The sequence below is a fragment of the Flavobacterium rhizophilum genome, from assembly GCF_046000485.1.
GTDB classification, from domain to species: Bacteria; Bacteroidota; Bacteroidia; order Flavobacteriales; family Flavobacteriaceae; genus Flavobacterium; species Flavobacterium rhizophilum.
The window spans coordinates 418390-439650 of record NZ_JBELQB010000001.1; the positions used below are offsets into that span (position 1 = coordinate 418390).

17 protein-coding genes and 1 riboswitch are annotated in these 21261 nt (G+C 38.7%); of the genes, 6 read left to right on the plus strand and 11 right to left on the minus strand.

Translation table 11 applies throughout. From position 1 onward, the window contains the following. Positions 1–6 precede the first annotated feature (6 nt). The 11 genes from thiH to ABS768_RS02005 all read right to left on the minus strand — a co-directional run bounded on the left by thiH (position 7) and on the right by ABS768_RS02005 (position 13552). Complete coding sequence (gene thiH, locus ABS768_RS01955) at positions 7–1125, minus strand: 2-iminoacetate synthase ThiH (protein ID WP_408073268.1); 1119 nt, start codon at positions 1123–1125, stop codon at positions 7–9. Between the two features lie 8 nt (positions 1126–1133). Continuing rightward, positions 1134–1904, minus strand: coding sequence for a thiazole synthase (locus tag ABS768_RS01960; protein WP_408073269.1), 771 nt, complete (start codon positions 1902–1904; stop codon positions 1134–1136). Further along, on the minus strand, positions 1892–2518 hold the full coding sequence (locus ABS768_RS01965) for a thiamine phosphate synthase (RefSeq protein ID WP_408073270.1): 627 nt from the start codon (positions 2516–2518) through the stop codon (positions 1892–1894). Before ABS768_RS01965 ends, ABS768_RS01960 begins: the two co-directional genes overlap by 13 nt. Further along, positions 2508–3113 carry a thiamine phosphate synthase gene (locus ABS768_RS01970; RefSeq protein ID WP_408073272.1) on the minus strand — a complete coding sequence of 202 codons (606 nt, stop codon included), beginning with the start codon at positions 3111–3113 and terminating at the stop codon, positions 2508–2510. The genes ABS768_RS01965 and ABS768_RS01970 overlap by 11 nt, the downstream gene beginning before the upstream one ends. 4 nt (positions 3114–3117) lie before the next feature. Then, complete coding sequence (gene thiC / locus ABS768_RS01975; RefSeq protein WP_408073273.1) at positions 3118–4938, minus strand: phosphomethylpyrimidine synthase ThiC; 1821 nt, start codon at positions 4936–4938, stop codon at positions 3118–3120. Positions 4939–4969: 31 nt separating this feature from the next. After that, on the minus strand, positions 4970–5176 hold the full coding sequence (gene thiS, locus ABS768_RS01980; RefSeq protein WP_408073274.1) for a sulfur carrier protein ThiS: 207 nt from the start codon (positions 5174–5176) through the stop codon (positions 4970–4972). 70 nt (positions 5177–5246) lie between these two features. After that, a riboswitch (TPP riboswitch) is annotated at positions 5247–5344 on the minus strand. Between the two features lie 101 nt (positions 5345–5445). After that, on the minus strand, positions 5446–6765 hold the full coding sequence (locus tag ABS768_RS01985; protein ID WP_408073275.1) for an efflux RND transporter periplasmic adaptor subunit: 1320 nt from the start codon (positions 6763–6765) through the stop codon (positions 5446–5448). Positions 6766–6771: 6 nt separating this feature from the next. Continuing rightward, a complete protein-coding gene (locus ABS768_RS01990) occupies positions 6772–11112 on the minus strand; it encodes a CusA/CzcA family heavy metal efflux RND transporter (RefSeq protein WP_408073276.1) in 4341 nt (1446 codons plus the stop codon). Between the two features lie 91 nt (positions 11113–11203). Further along, positions 11204–11530: a DUF6660 family protein gene (locus ABS768_RS01995; protein ID WP_408073277.1), complete on the minus strand. Its 327-nt coding sequence runs from the start codon at positions 11528–11530 to the stop codon at positions 11204–11206. Positions 11531–11642: 112 nt separating this feature from the next. Further along, the gene (locus tag ABS768_RS02000) at positions 11643–12407 is read right to left on the minus strand and encodes an alpha/beta fold hydrolase (RefSeq protein WP_408073278.1); all 765 of its coding nucleotides are present in this window, start codon (positions 12405–12407) and stop codon (positions 11643–11645) included. Between the two features lie 56 nt (positions 12408–12463). Then, on the minus strand, positions 12464–13552 hold the full coding sequence (locus tag ABS768_RS02005; RefSeq protein ID WP_408073279.1) for a formylglycine-generating enzyme family protein: 1089 nt from the start codon (positions 13550–13552) through the stop codon (positions 12464–12466). Between the two features lie 262 nt (positions 13553–13814). On the opposite strand from ABS768_RS02005, the gene ABS768_RS02010 reads away from it, so the two are divergent. From ABS768_RS02010 to ABS768_RS02035, 6 genes are all read left to right on the plus strand, one after another. Beyond that, a complete protein-coding gene (locus tag ABS768_RS02010; protein ID WP_408073280.1) occupies positions 13815–14423 on the plus strand; it encodes a hypothetical protein in 609 nt (202 codons plus the stop codon). A 15-nt stretch (positions 14424–14438) separates the two neighbouring features. Further along, on the plus strand, positions 14439–15104 hold the full coding sequence (locus ABS768_RS02015) for a hypothetical protein (protein ID WP_408073281.1): 666 nt from the start codon (positions 14439–14441) through the stop codon (positions 15102–15104). Further along, complete coding sequence (locus tag ABS768_RS02020; RefSeq protein WP_408073282.1) at positions 15059–15829, plus strand: sensor histidine kinase; 771 nt, start codon at positions 15059–15061, stop codon at positions 15827–15829. Before ABS768_RS02015 ends, ABS768_RS02020 begins: the two co-directional genes overlap by 46 nt. Beyond that, positions 15822–16493 carry a response regulator gene (locus ABS768_RS02025; RefSeq protein ID WP_408073283.1) on the plus strand — a complete coding sequence of 224 codons (672 nt, stop codon included), beginning with the start codon at positions 15822–15824 and terminating at the stop codon, positions 16491–16493. The genes ABS768_RS02020 and ABS768_RS02025 overlap by 8 nt, the downstream gene beginning before the upstream one ends. Before the next feature lie 117 nt (positions 16494–16610). Then, positions 16611–20384 carry an FAD-dependent oxidoreductase gene (locus ABS768_RS02030; RefSeq protein WP_408073284.1) on the plus strand — a complete coding sequence of 1258 codons (3774 nt, stop codon included), beginning with the start codon at positions 16611–16613 and terminating at the stop codon, positions 20382–20384. Positions 20385–20583: 199 nt separating this feature from the next. Further along, positions 20584–21261, plus strand: coding sequence for a Fe2+-dependent dioxygenase (locus ABS768_RS02035; RefSeq protein WP_408073285.1), 678 nt, complete (start codon positions 20584–20586; stop codon positions 21259–21261).

The window sequence follows — 21261 nt, forward strand, 5'->3', positions numbered from 1 at the left end:
TATTTTTTAAACAGATGTGTAAACCCTGTCCCAGTCTTTCCAAACAGGTTCATAACCTACCGACTTTATTATGGCTGCAATTTGTGCAGGTGTTCGCTCATCACTGGTTTCAAACTGCTCTAACGACTGCTGGTCTACAACATACCCACCCGGATTGGTTTTAGAACCCGCGCTCATGCTCGTAGCGCCCAAAGCGATTATATTATCCCTAAACTTTTCATTCTCCCTTGTAGACACTGATATTTCAAGATCTTCATTCCAAAGCCTATAGGCACAAATAAGCTGAACCATATCCCTGTCATCCATAATGAAATTAGGTTCTATAATACCCTCAGCCGGACGTAATCTCGGGAAAGAAACCGAATACTTGCTTTGCCAGTATTTTTTTTGAAGATAATCCAAATGCAGTGCCGTGAAAAAACTGTCAATGCGCCAGTCTTCCAGCCCCAGTAACACACCAAGTCCTATTTTATGGATACCTGCTGTACCAACCCTGTCGGGCGTTTCCAGCCTGAAATCAAAATTGGATTTCTTACCTTTTGGATGGTATTGTTTATATACCTCCTTATGATAGGTTTCCTGATATACCAATACCGTATGCACTCCGCTTTCATGCAGAGCTTTATACTCTTCAGTACTCAGTGGCTGTACCTCAACCGAGATATTGGCAAACTCATTTTTGAGCAGATTTACAGCATTTAAAAAATAGTTTATGTTTACGGTATAGTTGGCCTCCCCGGTTACCAGTAAAACATGCTCAAATCCCTGTTTTTTAAGAGCTTCTGCTTCAATTAATATCTCCTTATCGGTAAGTGTTTTTCTTTTTAGCCTGTTATCAAAACTAAACCCGCAATAGGTACATATATTCTGGCACTCGTTACTCAGGTACATTGGGGCATACATCTGTATGGTTTTTCCGAAACGTTTTTGGGTTAGCTGCCTGCTTAATTGTGCCATTTGCTCCAGATATGGAGTGGCAGCCGGAGAAATCATAACCAAAAAATCATTAATATCCTTTTTGGATTTTGCCAATACCCGCTCAACATCTCTTGCCATGACCTGATTTAGCCTACTGCTTATGATATTCCAGTCGTAGTTTTCAAAAACTTCCTTAAATGTTGTCATCAGCAATGTTATTCGTATAAAAATGAAGTTAGCGGGCTCGAAGCCTGTGCATTTTGTAAAGTGCCTGCCAGTTGGGCTTCATAAGCCTTTCTTCCTGCACTTACAGCCTCCTTAAAAGCCTCTGCCATCTGTTTAGGATTTCCCGCTACTGCTATGGCTGTATTTACCAAAACGGCATCGGCTCCCATTTCCATAGCCTGTGCGGCATGTGAAGGCGTACCTATACCGGCATCTACAATAACCGGGACATTACTTTGTTCCAGTATTATTTCCAGAAAATCGAGTGTTTTTAGTCCTTTATTGGTACCAATAGGCGCTCCTAACGGCATTAAAGCCGATGTCCCTGCATCTTCCAGGCGCTTACATAAAACGGGGTCGGCATGAATGTAAGGAAGTATCACAAACCCCAATTTAGCCAGTTCTTCAGTAGCTTTTAGGGTTTCAATAGGATCGGGTAATAAATATTTGGGATCCGGATGTATTTCCAGTTTCAGCCAGTTGGTTTCGAGGGCTTCCCTTGCCAGCTGAGCTGCAAATACCGCTTCCTTGGCATTTCTGGCACCCGATGTGTTAGGCAGTAAATTAATGCTGTCATGGTTTAGGCAGGATAATAAAGCATCGGTATCGGTTTCCCTGTCAATACGTTTTAGTGCAACAGTTACCAGTTCACTTTGAGATGCCAGTACAGCTTCCTCCATCTGAATATTGGAACCGAATTTCCCCGTTCCTAAAAACAGTCTTGACGTAAAGGTTTTATCTGCTATGGTTAGTGGCTGCATAGTGTGTATAGTTGATTTAATAGTTGTTTTTTATTTTCATGTTGGGTAATATACCCTGATAGGGCTACCCCATAAATTCCGGTATCGAGTATGGATTGAACATCTTCCCGCTGTATTCCGCCAATGGCAAAAACCGGAATATTTATATCCCTCTCCTGTAGTTGGGTCATTATACTTTTATACCCCGACAGCCCCAGTACCGGACTTAGTTTCTCCTTGGTTTGGGTAAAACGAAATGGCCCCAGTCCTACATAGTCACATTGTTCCCTATGCCTTTGCAAAACATCTTCCAGAGTATTGGCTGTACCACCTATTATCTTATCGTCTCCAACAATTGTTCTTGCCTTTTCAATTGGCATATCGGCTAAGCCTAAATGCACTCCGTCGGCTCCTGTTGCTACTACAAGTTCAGGATAATCGTTTATTATAAAAGTACAGTTGTAGCTTTCGATAAGGCTTTTGGTGGCAATTGCCAATTCACTCGTTTCTGCCTGTGTACCGTTTTTATAGCGTAACTGTAACCAGGTACAGCCCGCATCAAGAACCTGCTTTATATTGGTAAGCTGTTCTGTTATCGAATTTCCCTGAGATATATACTGAATTTTATCGTACATGATCATTACTTATTTTTAAACATTTTCTAAACTCCTCCATTGGATTTTCTGCCTGCCAAAAACCTCCCAGCAAAGCAAAATCATCAAACCCTTTAGTAAGCAGGGAAGCACAGTTGTTAGCTGTAATTCCGCCCAATGCTATCAGTTTTGTATCAAAAAAAATACGTTGATTTAACTCTTCTACTAAATCATTTTTAGACTTATGTCCCGGCTTGGATATACTGTTATACACCGGACTGAAAAAGGCATAATCAAATCGTGATGATAATTGATTAAAATCAGGCATAGTATGTACCGATGCCGAAATAATATATTCGACACCGGTTTTTAATTCTTTCAAAATACTATCAAAACCTTCCCTATTCCTTTCTGTGAAATGCAGCCTGTTTATATTGTAATCTGCTGCAATTTCATAGTTATGGTGTAATACCAGTTTGGAATGAAATTTACTGTCTACACTTTCAATAAGCCTTCTTAGTCTTGAAGTATATATTTCCGGCTTTCTGATGTGTAAAAGCGGTAATCCTTCTTCAAACAGGTTATTAATGGTTTCGCCCTCATTGGCTATACTATGTGGAGGTGTGATTATAATCATGGTTTTACAGATAAATTTCCTTGCCTGTTTCCACAAACTCGTCTGACTTCTCTTTCATCCCTTTTTCTGCTACTTCCCTTATCTCCTGAGATATTTTCATGGAGCAGAATTTAGGTCCGCACATAGAGCAAAAGTGTGCCACCTTAGCACCATCTGCAGGCAGGGTCTCATCGTGGAACTCACGAGCAGTATCAGGGTCAAGAGCTAGGTTAAACTGATCTTCCCATCTAAATTCAAAACGTGCCTTACTCAAAGCATTATCCCTGTATTGTGCCCCGGGGTGCCCTTTGGCTAAATCGGCAGCATGGGCAGCAATTTTATAAGTAATCACTCCGTCCTTAACATCTTTTTTGTTAGGTAATCCTAAGTGTTCTTTTGGTGTAACATAGCATAACATAGCCGTACCGTACCACCCTATCATAGCTGCACCAATGGCAGATGTAATATGGTCATACCCCGGAGCAATATCTGTAGTTAATGGTCCAAGCGTGTAAAACGGAGCCTCACCACAATGAGCCAACTGCTTGTCCATATTCTCTTTAATCATGTGCATTGGTACGTGCCCTGGTCCTTCTATAAATACCTGCACATCGTGTTTCCATGCTATTTTGGTAAGTTCTCCCAGTGTTTCCAGTTCGGCAAACTGGGCAGCATCGTTAGCATCGGCAAGAGATCCCGGGCGTAATCCGTCACCAAGAGAGAAAGCCACATCATACGCTTTCATAATCTCACAAATTTCCTCAAAGTGGGTATATAAAAAGTTTTCCTTATGATGGAATAAACACCACTTAGCCATTATGGAACCTCCCCTTGATACTATACCCGTAACACGACTTGCTGTTAGGTGTATATAGCGTAAAAGTACTCCCGCATGGATAGTAAAGTAAGATACTCCCTGTTCTGCCTGTTCGATAAGGGTATCCCTGAAAATTTCCCAGGTAAGGTCTTCAGCCTTTCCTTTTACTTTCTCTAACGCCTGATAAATAGGCACCGTACCGATAGGCACAGGGGAGTTACGTATAATCCATTCTCTAGTTTCATGAATGTTTTTCCCTGTAGAAAGATCCATTATAGTATCGGCACCCCAGCGGCAGGCCCATACGGCTTTTTCTACCTCTTCTTCAATGCTCGATGTAACAGCACTGTTACCTATATTGGCATTGATTTTTACAAGAAAGTTACGTCCTATAATCATAGGCTCACTTTCAGGGTGGTTAATATTATTTGGAATTACGGCTCGTCCGGCAGCTACTTCACTACGAATAAATTCGGGGGTTATTTTATTTTTTGGGGTATTGGCACCAAAACTATTACCGGGATGCTGCTGGCACAGGTTCTTATTTTCCTGTTCAAAAGCTTCCAGTTTTTGGTTTTCCCTTATTGCTATATATTCCATTTCTGGTGTTATTATACCTTTTTTGGCATAATATAACTGAGAAACATTTGCTCCCTGTTTTGCTTTTAATGGTTTGTGCAGGTACTCAAAACGCAGGTGATCTAAACCGGAGTCATTAAGGCGTTCTTTACCATAGTCTGAAGAAATATCGGTAAGTTCCTCCACGTCTCCCCTTTCCATTATCCACTGTTCTCTTATTCGTGGCAGTCCTTTCCTTACATCAATTGCTACATTTTCATCTGTATAAGGCCCTGATGTATCGTATACCGTAACCGGAGGATTTTTTTCCAAACCACCATTTGCCATTCTGGTATCGTTAAGGGTAATTTCCCTCATGGCTACTTTTATAGGGTGAATTTGCCCGTCTACATATATTTTTTTTGAATTGGGAAACGGGGTTCTTGATATTTGATGCTCTTTGTTTTCCATAATGATAGTTTTAAGAATTGGGTATAAAAGATTAGCCGCCCTGAGTGGCAGAAATAATTAGGATTTGATGTGAGGGGTTTAACAGAAAGGAATCCCAGTTGGTTTTAGGGATTACGGTATTGTTTATGGCAACAGCAATACCTTTTTGCTTTTGTGGCGACTCAATATCAAGCAATGCCTGAATAGTAAGCGTTTCCTGTGCAAACTGTTTTTTTTGATTGTTAATGAGTAATTCCATTCGCTAACAGTATATTAGGTTAAATAATATACTTTAGGAATGGCTGCAAAAAGTGCATAACAGCACTATAAGAAGTCATCTTACTTTTCCCTACGCCAGTATGAACTGTATCAGGTTCAGAGGGTAAAATCTCAGCCTGCATATGTGCAGACACCCCTAAAGTAGATTACAAATCTATAGTTTTTTTATTAAAACCTACAGTTAGCCCTGTTAAAAAAATAAAGCCTCCCTAAACAGGAGGCCTTATTTTAACTACATAGTATTTTATTTTAATGGTGATGACCACCGCCGCCATCACTCTTAATAAGATGACTCTGAATATAATAAGCACCTTTAAGCACTATTTTGGCATGGTCGTCTATTTTTTGAAGTACGGTAACCTGTGTATACCCCAACTGAGATGTACCTGTTTTTACCTCTATACGCTGAAAATGGTACATTTCTCCCTCTTCATCATGCTCATGACCATCATCGTGAGAATGCCCTTCGGCAGCGTCATGATTATGTATATCCTTATCATCGTGATTATGCCCGTCGTCATGTGAATGACCTCCCTGCTCATCATGATGGTGTTCTTCTTCCAAAACAAAAATGTACTCCCTTCCGTCTGCTTTTATAATAGCATCATTAGGTAAGGCCTGTACTTCTATTTCTCCAACATCTATTAGTGCATTTACATACATACCCGCAATCAGTTTCTCTTCCTTATTTACAATATCGGCATGAACTGCAACTGACTTAGTATCGTTTTCAAATGATTTTCCTATATTGAATATTTTACCCGTAATCTCGGTATTGCTCTGGTTAGTAAGTACAAAACGAACATTTTGTCCCGGTTTAATTTTATACAAATCTTTTTCATAAACCAAAAGATCGACATGCAGTTTTGAATTATCTACTATGGTAAGTAATGGCTTACCTACTTCGGCATTAGCACCAAGTGTAATGTTGATTTCGGTAACGTGCCCCGAAATAGGTGCCGTGATTGCCATGATGGAATTTACAGAGCTTTTACTCAGGTTAAGCATACTAAGCTGCTTATCAAGCGAATTGAATTTTGCCTTTTCGATTTCGTAATCCGATTTGGTACGCTGAAATACCTTTTTGGAATTTACATTCTCTTCGCTTAATATTTTTTGTCTTTCGTATTCCAGTTCCAGGAACTGCAGATTATTTTTTGACGTAAGGTAGGCCTCCTGCAAACGGGCAAACTCCGGACTTTCCAGCACTGCCAGTACCTGACCCTTTTTAACCTCCTCGCCTTCTATCACTTTGATTGCCGTAACAATTCCCGTCATGTGTACCGATACATCGGCCTGATTTTGTGGTGGTAATTTTGTATATCCGTTAGCGTTTATTACTTCACTTAGGTTTTTCATCGAGTAAGTCCCTAACTCTATGTCGGCAGCCTTAAACTGCGCCTCATTAAGTTCTACTTCCTTAACACCTGCTGCTTCCTCGTCATGATTGTGTGCCTCTTCTGTCTGAGCTTCGTTAGTATGCTCATCATTTGTTTTCTTACCACAGCCTGTAAACAAAAAAGCGGCCGTAAGAGTATAAAGGGCTATATTAAGTTGTATCTTTTTCATCTTATGTTACTGATTTAATAGGTATTGCAGGTTAATTACTGCGTTGTTGTGGTTATTAATGGCATTAATGTAGTTTATCCTGATGTTAAGGGCCGTTTCCAGTCCCTGTACATATTCTACATAAGAAATATCTCCGTTAAGGTATGCCTTAGATGAATTGTTAGAAATCACCTCTGCATTAGGCAATGCCGTAGTAATATAATAATTTACAAGTGATTGGAATGTTTCCAACTGATCCATTTGCTGGGCATACTGGCTACTTATTTGTTCCTGCAGGTAATCGGCCTGCAGTTGCTGCATTTCGGCATTTGTTTTTGCCGCTTTTATCTTAGAGATATTATTACCCGCAAAAATAGGGATACCCACACCTACAGAGAATCCCTGAAACCTAAGGGCTCCGTCATAATTAACCTCAGTACCGTTTACATCCTGCACTCCTCTCATGGATTGGATAAAATAACCTGCTGTAAAATCAGGCCATAATACCGAACTCTCCACACGCTTATTGGCTTTAGCAATCTCTACCTGTTGCAGTGCCAGTTTGATATTGGCATTATCTTTTATACGTGCCGAGTCGGTCACCTTAAAGGCAGGTAAAGCAGTGAATGTAGTATCAGCTATCATAAAATCTTCTTTAAGGTTAAGCAATACCTTTAGCTTGGACTTCTCTACTTTAAACATCGCCTCATATTGCAGTATCTGTTGTTCAAGCTCCTGCTGTTTGGCTAATGCAGTAGTACTTTCAAGCGAACCGGTTTCACCCACCCTGAACTTTAAATCAGATGCCTTTACAAAACGCTGCATGTACTTGTTATGCTCCTGTAATACCTTATTCAGCTCGTTATAACACAACAGGGCATTCCAGGACTGACGGATATTATATATCACTTCCTGTTTAGTTATACCAAGCCTCATCTCTCCTGCTGTAGCATTTTCATTTAACAGCTTACGCTTAGCACCATACTGAAACGGACTAAACGTTTGAGAGATGCTAAAATACTTGTCTTTTTCATTGGTATTTACCTGCCCGAATGTACCTGTAACCTGTGTTTTAGGCAGGTCGTAAGCCGTACCTCTTAACTGTACCTGCATTTCACTATCCAAAGCCGAAGCCTGTATTCCCTTATTGTTTTCCAATCCTATTGCTATAGCCTTGTTCAGGTCCATTGGCTGGGTTTGTGCATTAGCACCCGTAACCGAAAGTAATACTACTAAAACCGTTATAGCAGTACCTTTATACTTTGATGTAAAACCTTTCTCAAAGTAGTAATATAATATTGGCAGCACTATAAGCGTAAGTAAAGTAGCGGTTATAAGTCCGCCAATAACAACGGTTGCCAGTGGTTTTTGTACTTCGGCACCGGCTCCCGTACTTAAAGCCATAGGAAGGAATCCCATTGAAGCTACCGAAGCCGTAAGTATTACCGGGCGTAATCTTACTTTAGTACCTTCTTTAATTCGTTCGTAAATATCATCCATACCCTGTTCTTTTAACTGGTTAAAGTAAGCGATCAATACAATTCCGTTTAATACCGCTACACCAAATAAGGCTATAAATCCAACACCTGCCGATATACTGAAAGGCATATCACGAAGCCAAAGTGCAAACACTCCACCTATTGCCGAAAGCGGTATGGCAGTAAATATTAATACCGACTGTTTAACGGACCTAAAAGTGAAATACAGTAAAATAAATATTAGTCCCAATGCTATTGGCACAGCTACCATAAGACGTTTATTAGCCTCAACAAGGTTTTCAAACTGTCCGCCATAAGTAACATAATACCCTGCCGGAAGTTGTAGGTTAGCATCCAGTTTCTCCTGAATTCGGTTAACAACAGATTCCACATCGGCACCGCGAACATTAAATCCAACCACAATACGTCTCCTGCCGTCTTCACGGCTTATCTGCATTGGTCCTTCCTCATATTTAATTTCTGCCACCTGTCCTAAAGGTATCTGGTTACCTGACGGTAGCGGAATATACAGTGATTTGATATTGTCTATATCCTGTCTGCTCTCTTCAGAAAGACGAACTACAAGATCAAAACGTTTCTCTCCTTCATACACTCTGCCTGCGGCTTCTCCGGCAAATCCCATTCTAATAGCCCTGTTTAGGTCTCCTATGTTTAGTCCGTATAGTGCAAGTCTGTCTTTGTTGTACCTAACGGTTATTTGAGGCAGTCCTGCAACTCTTTCAGCCCTGGCATCGGTAACACCTTCAACTCCCTGTATAAGCTGCATTACATCTTCTCCCTTGCTGACAAGCATATCGATATCCTCACCAAATATTTTGATGGCAACATCGCTTCTAACCCCTGTCATAAGTTCGTTCATACGCATTTGAACCGGTTGGGAAAACTCGGTAATGGCTCCCGGTAAATTTTCAAGAACTTTTTCCATTTTTTCCATCAGTTCCTCTTTGGTATCTGCCGAAGTCCATTCGTCCCTATCTTTAAGTATTATCATCATATCACCCGCTTCAATAGGCATTGGGTCGGTAGGGATTTCGGCACTACCAATTTTGGTGACAATCATTTTAATCTCGGGGAAATTTGCTTTAAGCAGTTTCTCTGCTTTAGTAGTTGCTTCCACTTCCTGTGATAGTGAACTACCTGAAGCTATTATAAGGTGGGTGGCTATATCTCCTTCGTCCAGCGTAGGGATAAACTCCCCTCCAAGAGAATTGAAAATAAACAGTGTAACTGCAAACAGGGCAACTGCTGCACCTATTATAATTCCTTTTATTTTCAATGCCTTATTTAAAACAGGACAGTAAAAACTGTATATGGCATTTACAATTTTATCACTAAAGTTAGGAGTATGCCCCGTTACTTTTTTAAGCACCAGCGAACTCATCATTGGCACATAGGTTAGCGACAGTAAAAATGCTCCTAATATGGCAAATGATACGGTTTGTGCCATTGGCCCGAACATTTTCCCTTCTGTCCCCACAAGAGCAAGTATAGGCAGGTATACAATAAGGATAATAATCTCACCGAAAGCGGCACTGCTTCTTATTTTTGAGGAAGCCTCATACACCTCTGCATTCATCTCATCTGCAGTAAGTACTGCTTTTTTCCTGGCTTCCAGCCTGTGGATAATAGCTTCTACTATAATTACGGCTCCGTCTACTATGATACCAAAGTCTATAGCCCCTAAACTCATCAGGTTACCACTTACCCCGAAAATACGCATCATGGTTATGGCAAAAAGTAATGACAACGGTATAACCGATGCTACTACAAGTCCTGCACGCCAGTTACCTAAAAGTAAAACCAGTACAAAAATTACAATCAATGCCCCTTCTATAAGGTTGGTACGCACAGTACCTATGGCATTGTCTACCAGTTTCGCCCTGTCTAAAAAAGCTTCGACAGCTACACCTTCAGGAAGCGATTTTTTAATCTGCTCCATCTTCTCCTTCACGCGGGTAACTACTTCTCCGCTGTTCTCACCTTTAAGCATCATTACCATACCGCTTACCTCTTCCCCGTTACCGTCTTTGGTAACAGCACCATAGCGAATACTGCTTCCAATTTTCACTTCGGCAACATCACGTACCAGTATAGGAATACCGTTCTTGTTTTTTATAACTATTTTTTTGATGTCCTCTATACCGCTAACCATACCTATACCCCTAATAAAATAGGCATAAGGCTTTTTATCGATATAGGCTCCTCCCGTATTTTCATTATTGGACTCCAATGCAGCAAAAATTTCCGAAAGGGTAACATCCATACTTTTTAATCTGTCGGGCTCTACAGCAATTTCATACTGCTTTAAAAAGCCTCCAAGTGTATTAACCTCTGCTACACCAGCCGTTCCGGTTAATTGTGGTTTGATGATCCAGTCCTGTATGGTACGGAGTTCGGTAGCATCATATTTATCTTCATATCCTTTTTCAGGAAACACCACATATTGATATATCTCACCAAGTCCCGTACTTATGGGAGCCATGCTTGGGGTACCAAGGCTTTTAGGGATAACATCCTCTGCCTCGCGTATCCTTTCGGAGATTTGTGCACGTGCCCAGTATAAATCCACATCTTCCTCAAATACAACAGTTACAACACTTAAACCGAAACGGCTTATTGAACGTAACTCCACTATGTTAGGAATGGTTTTTACCGAAAGTTCTATAGGATAGGTTATAAACTGCTCTACATCCTGCGTGGCAAGTGATGGCGAAGTGGTTATTATTTGTACCTGATTATTGGTAATATCAGGCAGGGCATCAATAGAAAGGTTTTTAAGCGAAAAAACACCTACCACTATCAATACCAATGTAAAGAGACCAACAATAAACTTATTGTTGATGCTAAAATGAATAATCTTATCTAACATCGATTTACTTTATTACTATAATGATCATAAAACAGCCTTAAAGGTTGGGATAAGGCCATGCTGTTATAGCCGGTTCATCACCGGCACATCATTATACTAATTGGGGCGGCTGCCATATGGAGCCATAAAAATCGTGTTTAAGTGACTGGTAGAAATTAGAAATAGGTTTATTTCCCTGCTTAGGGATAAAAAAGGAAAATTCTGTAACCTGATGTATGATTACAGCAGCAACACAACTCCCGCAGATACAAAAAGGAGTACAAACTTCTATACCCACATGGTAATCATCTGTAGCCTGAGTAATCTCTGTACTCTGTTTATTGTATAGGCTGGCATGCTCATCACTACACGGTATGAACATCAGTATAAGAAGATATACCGACAAAACTTTTGTTGCTATGTGCCTTGTATGTTGCATTGGCGTAAAAGTAATAAATATTTTTTTTCGACTGAATTAATTATTCTTAAGAGTCGATTAATAAAAATTCTTACTGCGCAGGAGCCAATTAAAAGTAATGATTTAGCTGGTTCTATAGTTTGTTTATAAAAAACATTGATTTTTCCAGCACCTCATCAGGAGCTTCTTTATGAGGTGTATGCCCTATATTAGGGATAATAAGTTTTTCTGCCTTGCCCGACACCTGATTTACAATCCCTTCAAGCTGCGCCATACTTCCAAACTCATCGTTCTCTCCCTGTATAACCATTACAGGGCAAGTTATTTTTGACAAAAAATGCTCAATATTCCACTCATGGAAGGCATCACTTAACCAAACGTTATTCCAGACCATAAAAACAGCATCGGTTTTATTACCATGGTATTTTTGTAAGCGTTCTTTCAAATCAGCTTTTTTATAAGCTATTGCTGCTTCCCTAATACCTTTAAGGGTGATATCTTCCACAAAAATATGGGCACCTTCTACTATTACTCCTTTAATAAATTCAGGATGTTTAGCTGCAGAAATCAATGAAATGGAGGCTCCGTCACTATTCCCGAAAAATATAACCTCTTTTAATTGCAGTGTTGTAATCAATCCGTTTAGAATATCGGCTTCCTTTTCCAAATAGTTATTATCCCTTTCTATCATTATAAAAGGGGCTGACTCACCATATCCCAGCCTGTCATAAACCAGTATATTGCAATTGGTAAGTTCACCCAACTTTTCAGGAAAATCCCTCCAAAGCTTAATACACCCCAATGAATCATGAAGGAAAATAATAGTAGGCCTGCCTTCCCGGTGCTGAGTATGATAAATTTTTAATTCCTGACTGTTAACAGTTATATCTCTATACATATAATAAAAAAGCCTGTAATAGTACTACAGGCCTAAAAATAGTTATATTTCTTTATTTATTTCCTGTCTTTTACACAACGGAACCCTACATGCTCCTGCCCGCTGTCTTCAGAGTTTGCCATACGGGCATCGGGCCTATAGCTGGAGCAATATTGTTCACTACACAAAAACGATCCTCCTTTAATAACCCTTTTCGGAGTATAAGGCTCATTAGGATCGTAACTGTCTTTTGGGCCCGTAGGGTTTCGGCAACAGCTGTCATCTCCTTTTTTGTATGCCGAATAAGTATCAGGCCTATACCAGTCACTGGTCAATTCCCATACGTTACCAATCATATCATACAATCCGTAAGCATTAGCAGGGAAACTCTTTACCGGAGCCAGACTATTAAAACCATCGGCATTAGTGTTATTATAAGGAAAATCTCCCTGAAAGAAATTAGCCATATATACACCTCCTGGGTTAAGTTCACTACCCCACGCATAATCAGCATCGTTATTACCTGCCTGTGCTGCATATTCCCACTCAGCTTCGGTAGGTAGTCTTTTACCCGCCCATTCAGCATAAGCCACAGCATCGCTGTAAGCTATCTGCACAACCGGATAATTACCTTTTCCCTCAATATTGGTGTCAGGCCCTTCAGGATGCCTCCAGCTTGCTCCCGGTACCCACGACCACCATGCAGAATAATCATGTAATGATACCGGCTTAGATGGCGGTGTAAAAACCAGTGAACCGGGTACGAGTAACGAATCGTGCGGTTTTGGTGTTCCCGGTGGTAATTGCTTTTTAAAGTCTTCCCAGTCAATTTCCCTCTCGGCAATTGTTTTATATCCGGTAGCTTTTACAAAAGCTTCAAACTGGGCATTGGTAACTTCGGTTTCATCAATCCAAAAGCCTTTAACCTCAGTAAGTACTGCGGGCCCTTCAGTCTGTCGGGAATCTGTATTGTTGTTTCCTAACATAAAACGGCCTCCTTTTATCCACACCATACCTGTAGGATTTTCTGTAGGTACGGTTTCAGTTAAATTATCACTACTATTTGCTGTAGTACTGACTTCAGATAAATCTTCGCTCTGTTTTACGGTTTCCTTACAGGAAAACAGTACTAAACTTAAAGCCACTATTAAATACTTTGTTTTCATTTATTTGGTGATTTGGTTGGTTTACAAGAAGTAAAGCAAATATTATTTAATTGTATTTGAATAATATTAATTACCTATTTCAACTAAAGTTAAGATTATTTTTTTACTTTCATGAGAGCTTAACAGCATTTTATTTCACAACTTACTTTTTTTAAGAAAGAGATTGTTAAAAATATTTTTAATTACTTTAGTACTGGACTTGGTTCCTATACAACAAAAAAGTAATTTTGGTCCATTGTATAACCACAACCAAAACCACATTATGGCAACAATTAGCTCATTAGGTGATGTACAAAGATGCATCAAAAACTGGCAATCAATTTTAACAGATGAAACACAGGTAATGAACTGTTTCAGTCAGGGAAATGCTATTATTTACGAAAACCAGTACAACTTAGCACAACTTGGAAATACTAATATACACGTATATCCTGGTGTAGATACTGACGGAACATTTTACATGTTTTTACTACCGGCTGCGCTTGATGTGCCAAACACAAGCAGTGTCGCATTTAGCTCTTTCACAGTATGCCACGTACAACCTAACCTTGGTGACTCTAACCAAATACCTGCACAAGAGGCTATTTTAAGAATTGATACTTGGAAAAAAGATTATAGTACCTGGACAAAAAATCAAATTGAGAAAAAATCTCTTACAGGAGGTATGTTCCAGGCTTTCCGTATGCCGGCTTCATACATGATTCAGGGAGACAGATACATAACTTACTTAGGTTTACAAACAGATGCAAGCGCAGCTACTGGCTTAACTGCTGATCTTATTACTACAGATACAAAGTATGCTAATGTATATTATGATACTTCAATGCCTGTTCCACCACTTACTCCTGGCGGTTTCTATTTTTTACAGTAAACTCATACATATTTTATGAACATTTCCACCTTATTAGCTAATATAACCTTTAGTGTACCAATTATTTTAATATTTGGATTAGGGATAGGGATATATTATTACAAGTTCATAAAAAGAGAATATCAATTACTCCTACTATATTTAGGCATTTGTCTTATTACAGATATTATAAGCCGTATACTAGGAGTAATTTATGGTAACAATCTAATATTTATTGTTATTTTTAGTTTTCTTGAATTGTTGTTTTTCTCAATATACTATCAGCTTGCTTTTTTTAAACGGAGAATTTGGGTATACACTATAATAAGCTCTATAGCCCTTATGTTTATTGCCTGGGAAATAGTAAATCTTTGGAATGTACCACCAAGCGAGTTTCAATCCTATTCCAGGGTAATTAGTGGATTTTTTATAATAGCAATAGCAATTAATTACCTTTTTGAAAAAATTGAGGAAAAACAAAAACAAAGCACTTTAATTAAATTAAATTATGCTTTTATTATTTTTTACTCACTACACCTTATATTTTTTCTGCCAATCAACTTTTTAATTAATGTTCCTTCATCAATAAAATATTATTTCTGGTTAGCTAACTTATTGTTAACACTAACATTTTATGTATATTTAGGCAGAGAGATATGGAGAAATGGCTTGACCCAAAAACGATTGCACTCTGGATTATAATTGTTCTTGCAGTTATATCCCTTTTGGCAGTTTCATTTATCAGACTTGTAAGAATTAATTTTAGGCGTATGGTAGAACAACGCCTGAAAGAATCACGCATGCAGTTAGAACATCAAAAACAGTTACTTGAAACCAGTGTGGTAGCACAGGAACAGGAAAGAACCCGCATTGCTGCCGATTTGCATGATTCACTTATAGGTAAGTTAACCGTACTACGCTTAAAGAACCAAACCCAATGTGATATTCAGGATATAGACCACTTACTGGGAGAAAGTATAGCTGAAGCAAGAAGAATATCGCACGATTTGAGTCCGCCAATGCTGGATCATGCCACATTATACGAACTTTTAAAAAACACCATTGCACCATGGAAAGAACAGTTTAAGGTTCATTTCCATAAAAGCATTAATCAGGAAACAGAAGTTCACGTTGATTTAAAGATACAGATAATACGTATTGTACAGGAAATAATAATCAACACCCATAAGCATGCCGAAGCCACAGATATATTTATTAATTTAAGGGTTTCAAAAAAACATCTTGCAGTATTAGTAAGAGACAATGGTAAAGGGTTTGATATTAATGAAGGTAAAAAAGGTATTGGCCTTAAAAATATCGAATTGCGCATGCTTTACCTTAAAGGAAAATATAAAATCAAATCGGGAAATAAAGGAACAACAACCATTATTGCTCTAAACCTTACAAACTTTATATCCAATGAGTAAAAAACTGATTGCCATTACCGACGACGATAACCTTATCACTACTCTTCTTAAAGACTATTTAGACAGCATAGAAAACTATAAAGTACTCCTTACAGCTTCTAACGGTCTTGATCTTATTGAAAAACTTAATGCATCAGACATACTTCCCGACATTTTGCTTCTTGATCTTAAAATGAAAGAAATGGATGGTGTGGAAACTACAGAATATCTTAAAAATCATTTCCCAACCATAAAAATCATTATAATATCCTCACACTATCAAAGCTCATTTTTAGGATTTATGTTTAAAACAGGTGCTTCGGCATTTGTACCTAAAGGTATTTCTCCTGTAGTATTAAAACAGGTAATAGATAAGGTATATGATTCTGGTGTATACTTTATGGAAGACCAGATTGAAAGTGTTAGGGAACAAATCTCTTCAAAAGCACCTAAACCGGAACTTGGTGACGATACCGATCTTTCTGAACGTGAAATGGAAGTACTTAAACTTATTTGCATGCAAAAAACAGCAAAAGAAATAGGTGAAACACTTTTTATCACCACCAGAACAGTTGAAGGACACCGAAATAACCTGTTTACCAAAACCGGTGCAAAAAATATTGCGGGACTGGTAATTTTTGCCATAAAACATAATGTTATCGACGTAAACAACCTGGTTTTATAAATATAGGTAAAAATACCTGTTTTGTTAAAACAGGTAAAATCATCCTAACTTAACAAGTATATGTAAAGTACTTTGGTAGCTGAAAATAAGCAGCTTAACCAACTAAATATTTTACATATGCATCCTTTTCTTAAAGTCTTGAGAACTACCGATGAGCAAAGCCAAAACGGCATTGTAAACGGTAAAATTAAGGAGCTCATTCCAACTGCAATGGTAGACACACCAGCGATGGACTACCAAAAATGGCTTGAGGCTTCTAACAACAGGCTTGCCGATTTATCCAATGCGCCAAAAAATGCTAAAATAGCAATTATTGGTGCCGGTATGAGTGGGCTTATTACAGGTTTCGAACTGCTAAGAGCAGGTTTCACCAATTTTAAAATTTATGAAGCTACAGATAGAGTGGGCGGACGCTTTTACTCTTATGAGTTTCCAAATGATGAGACCAACTTTGCAGAACTGGGAGCCATGAGGTTCCCTCCTTCAGAAAACTGCTTGTATTGGTATATAAAATACATGCAGGACAATCCTGAAAGAAACAAACACAACATTGAACTTAATGGTGATTTCCCGGATCCGGGACTGGTACCTACACTTGTTTGCTACAAAGGGGAACAGTACAACATAATGCCAAACCAGCCTGTACCTGAAATTTTTAGGGATATAAATGAAAGCTGGGCAGGATTTGTTACCACTATGGAGCCTATTTTACTACCTAATGGTGTACAACTTGATGCTCCTGCACAAATTATGGAATGGTTAGACATTTCTAATCCTCAAACCTACAATCCGGCAAAGGCACAAAACGCATGGCAGGGTTATATAAACTACTTTAAAGATAAGTCGTTTATAGAGGGAATCATAGAAATTTTCTGTCAGCCTAATGCTCCAAAAAAATACAATGCCATTACTAAACAATGGGGTGACCGCTACCAGTGGCAATATCCTGACGACATAGAGAAATTCGGAACAGTAGGTACAGGTATAGGCGGGCAGTCTCCCCTATTCCCAATCAGTTTTGTATGCATGATGCGTTTTACCCTTAACAAACTGGAAGAAAACCATGCACTAATCGTTACCGGAACCGACTCTGTAGCAAATGCATTGGCTGATTTTGATATTGACGATAAAAAAGTAAGAGATTTTATTGTTACCAATACTCCGGTAAAAGTTATAAACCCAGAAAATAACGGTGGTAATATAAGCCTTACCGATAATAAAGGTAGTATAATTGAAAGCGACATAAACCACCTGGTGGTTTGTACTACTACACGTGCTGCCGAAATAGAACTAGGTATTGATTCACTGTGGCAGGCTAATCAAAAAGCTGTGGCTAATGATCTTATTGATATGAACAAGCGCGAAGCGGTAACAAATGTTCATGTGGCACAGTCAAGTAAGTTTTTCCTAAAGGTAAAACCATGGTGGATAGGCGATGCAAATAAAGATAAGGTAAGATGTATCACTACTGATACGGCTATGGCAAACTTTTACACTCTTGATTACAACCCTAACGATACAGAGGCTGTTTGCCTTATGAATTACGTTTGGGAAGATCTTTCGGAAAAAGCAGAAGCACTGGGCGAACTGGATGAAAGATACCAGCGCTTTTTGAGAGACTTAGGTAAAATTGAAGGTATAGATTATATACTGGAAGCCATGCCTAAAAATGTAGACGAAACAAATGCCGTAATGATAGACTGGCAACTGCAAAAATACTACAATGGTGCTTTTGCCTTAACTCAGCCTACTCAGGAAGACTATTTGAGTCAGCTATACTACAACTTCACCAATCTTAATAATAATGTAGCAAAAATTTACTTTGCCGGCGACAGTTACTCATGGGTTGGCGGATGGGTAGAAGGTGCTCTTCAAACAGGTCTTAATGCATTTTCATCTATCGTGAAAAACCTGAACGGAACCTTTACAAGCCCTTCATTAAATCCTCTTGAACATCATAATACAAAATCTATTGTTTACAATAACCCAAGTTCAATAGGTACTGTTATGTCTTTTGGACCTTATGGCGGAGCTTCAGTAAAAACCATTTACTATCAGGAGCAAATCCAGTCGGGTTCTTCATTTGCCATATATACAAGAGGTGGCGACTGCATAAGTGCTATTACTGTAAACGGTAAAACATATGGTTCTCCTGATTCTACCCCAAAAGTAGTTAATCTTAACGAACCAATAGACCAGTTTGAAATTTATGCCGGCTATTCTGATTATTACAGGGCTACTGTAGTAAGATGCTTTAAAATTAATGGAACAACTTATGGCGCTGTACCTCATACCGATGATATGAAATACAGTTTGCCTTTAGATAACCCTTCTAAAATCACACAAATTATGGGATTACACGGCGACGCAATCGACAGGATAGGCTTCTCTTTTGAAGAGATAGTACATCCGCAATTATCTGCAAAGCGCTCTTTGCAAAATGTAGCTTCGGCTCTTAAAAAATCGGCACTATCAGTATTGATAGCAGGCGGAATGGTACTTTCAATGTCTTCTTGTAAAGAAAAACATGAAGAGGAAAACAAACCTGAAGCAGAAAATATTGAAAAAGGTATTATTATACCTCAGGAATTCCCTAATGACTTAGGAATAGCAAACTTTAGCTTCCCTGAAGATTCAACTAAAATCTACACATGGTTAAACAATCAGGATACTAACAGTATTACAGAACACGCATGGGGTATTTGGGCAGGACTTACTAAAAAATCAAACCAAATTTACAAAGGTGACTCTCTGTGTGTATTTGAAACATGGATGGGAGTTAAAGAACTGGCTGCTATTTGCAGAACTCCTTTAACAAAAGGTAAAGAAGCACAACAGGTTAAAAAAGGCCGTACTGCACTTAGTGTACCTAGACAGTTTGTACACGCACAGATATTTGCTAAACAGGCTGTAATAGATACCAGTTTCCAAATTTTTGAAACTGTTTCTTATAATCCGGGTGCGGCTAAATATGCTTTAGATCACAAAATTTTCAATCAATCGGTTTTAAATAAGTACGAAGTAAAGGATGGTATTGGAAGAATACCTCAATTCCCAAATAATGGTATCACCCTAAAACCAACTTATTATGCCGGTATCCCTGATGAAAACGGACTTATACGTGTACCTGCATGGCCTGGCACGCCAAACCCTGCAAAAACCTTTGGTCCTGACGCATGGAATACATATGTATATGCTGATTTAAGCAATAGCCAGCCAGCTAATAAAAAACTGGTTCCTGTAACATCAGAAAATCCTACTGCTGACGAAATTAAAGCCGCTACCTGTAATGTTAGCGATTTTATAAACTACAAACTTGATGAAGAGGCTGCAGCTTATCTTAACAAAACTGAAGATATAGATGGTAACTCAAACTTTAAAGCCGGTGATCTTATTTTACTTGTGGCTATGCACGTAGGAACAAAAGAAATCAGTAACTGGACATGGCAAACATTTTACTGGAGCTACCAGCCGGACAGCCCTGCGTTACCAAGCTCAACTGCAGAAGCAAACGCACGCCCTTCACAAATAAAAGGTGCGGCTGCGCACTATGCTGTTGCAACAGCTTATGCAATGGTATGGCCTAACCAGCCTATAAACGGTGGTACAAATAAAAATGTTACTCCTATTATAGCCTTTAACCCATATCTGGAAGCTGGTTTTGCACCTAATACTTTTCAAAATAATAACTCAACATATCCTAATAAACTTGGTTTAGAGTATGGAGTTCAAACAAACTGTATGAGCTGCCATGCCTTGGCAACAGTTAAAGGAGATGTAGGATATACTGCAGATCAGTACATTAGCATGGATGATATGAGTCTTTATAAAAATGAGGTTCAGGTAGATTTTGCATGGTCAATACAAGGCAATATCAATACTAAGAATTAAAAATAGCTGCATTTCGCAGATAAATATGTACAACACGTAGAATTACCTGTTTTCTTAAAACGGGTAATTCCTACCTGTTGTAATTTAGTATATATACAGACCTTTATATAATGAAATCCAGTTTATTAGATTTCGTTACAAACCATGATATATAAACCTATCATGCTTATACACAAAGTAATATAAAACACTATTGGGAATGAGCATTTCGTCAACATTTATACATATTAAAGAATTACTAAACAATGATCAGTTAAGTAATATAAAAAATCTATTAGCTTCTGCTCCTTATGATGACGGAAAAAATACAGCTACTGATTCTGCCCGTGAAGTAAAAAGCAATCTCCAAATAAATATGCAAAGTCAGCAATACGGAATGATACAGCAAATTTTACTTGGTGCTTTAAACCAAAGCGAAACCTTTAGAAACGCTCTTTACCCCAAAAACATATACCCATTTCTTATCAGTAAATATACCGCCGGAAACGAATACGGCTGGCATGTTGACAATCCTTTAATGGGTAACATGATGCGTACAGATGTTGCAATGACAATATTTTTAAACGACCCAGAGGAGTATGAGGGTGGTGAACTGGAACTGGAAACCCCAACCGGCACACTGCTTTATAAGCTTAAAAAGGGAGATGCTATATGTTATCCGTGTATGTATTTACACAGGGTAAAACAATTAACATCGGGCGAAAGACATGTTGCAGTTACCTGGATACAAAGCCTGGTAAAAGAAAATGAAGAGAGAGGCATATTGTATGATATGCAACAGGTTTTAAACACTCTAAAAAAATCGGCTTCAAACAGCAGGGAACATCTTGTTTTACAACAAAGTCACAGTAACCTGCTGCGAAAATGGAGTGAATAA

Excerpts from the sequence above, each read along its gene's own strand:
- thiH (WP_408073268.1), bottom strand. The coding sequence starts at position 1,125 with ATGACAACATTTAAGGAAGTTTTTGAAAACTACGACTGGAATATCATA.
- ABS768_RS01960 (WP_408073269.1), bottom strand. The coding sequence starts at position 1,904 with ATGCAGCCACTAACCATAGCAGATAAAACCTTTACGTCAAGACTGTTT.
- ABS768_RS01965 (WP_408073270.1), bottom strand. The coding sequence starts at position 2,518 with ATGTACGATAAAATTCAGTATATATCTCAGGGAAATTCGATAACAGAA.
- ABS768_RS01970 (WP_408073272.1), bottom strand. The coding sequence starts at position 3,113 with ATGATTATAATCACACCTCCACATAGTATAGCCAATGAGGGCGAAACC.
- thiC (WP_408073273.1), bottom strand. The coding sequence starts at position 4,938 with ATGGAAAACAAAGAGCATCAAATATCAAGAACCCCGTTTCCCAATTCA.
- thiS (WP_408073274.1), bottom strand. The coding sequence starts at position 5,176 with ATGGAATTACTCATTAACAATCAAAAAAAACAGTTTGCACAGGAAACG.
- ABS768_RS01985 (WP_408073275.1), bottom strand. The coding sequence starts at position 6,765 with ATGAAAAAGATACAACTTAATATAGCCCTTTATACTCTTACGGCCGCT.
- ABS768_RS01990 (WP_408073276.1), bottom strand. The coding sequence starts at position 11,112 with ATGTTAGATAAGATTATTCATTTTAGCATCAACAATAAGTTTATTGTT.
- ABS768_RS01995 (WP_408073277.1), bottom strand. The coding sequence starts at position 11,530 with ATGCAACATACAAGGCACATAGCAACAAAAGTTTTGTCGGTATATCTT.
- ABS768_RS02000 (WP_408073278.1), bottom strand. The coding sequence starts at position 12,407 with ATGTATAGAGATATAACTGTTAACAGTCAGGAATTAAAAATTTATCAT.
- ABS768_RS02005 (WP_408073279.1), bottom strand. The coding sequence starts at position 13,552 with ATGAAAACAAAGTATTTAATAGTGGCTTTAAGTTTAGTACTGTTTTCC.
- ABS768_RS02010 (WP_408073280.1), top strand. The coding sequence starts at position 13,815 with ATGGCAACAATTAGCTCATTAGGTGATGTACAAAGATGCATCAAAAAC.
- ABS768_RS02015 (WP_408073281.1), top strand. The coding sequence starts at position 14,439 with ATGAACATTTCCACCTTATTAGCTAATATAACCTTTAGTGTACCAATT.
- ABS768_RS02020 (WP_408073282.1), top strand. The coding sequence starts at position 15,059 with ATGGAGAAATGGCTTGACCCAAAAACGATTGCACTCTGGATTATAATT.
- ABS768_RS02025 (WP_408073283.1), top strand. The coding sequence starts at position 15,822 with ATGAGTAAAAAACTGATTGCCATTACCGACGACGATAACCTTATCACT.
- ABS768_RS02030 (WP_408073284.1), top strand. The coding sequence starts at position 16,611 with ATGCATCCTTTTCTTAAAGTCTTGAGAACTACCGATGAGCAAAGCCAA.
- ABS768_RS02035 (WP_408073285.1), top strand. The coding sequence starts at position 20,584 with ATGAGCATTTCGTCAACATTTATACATATTAAAGAATTACTAAACAAT.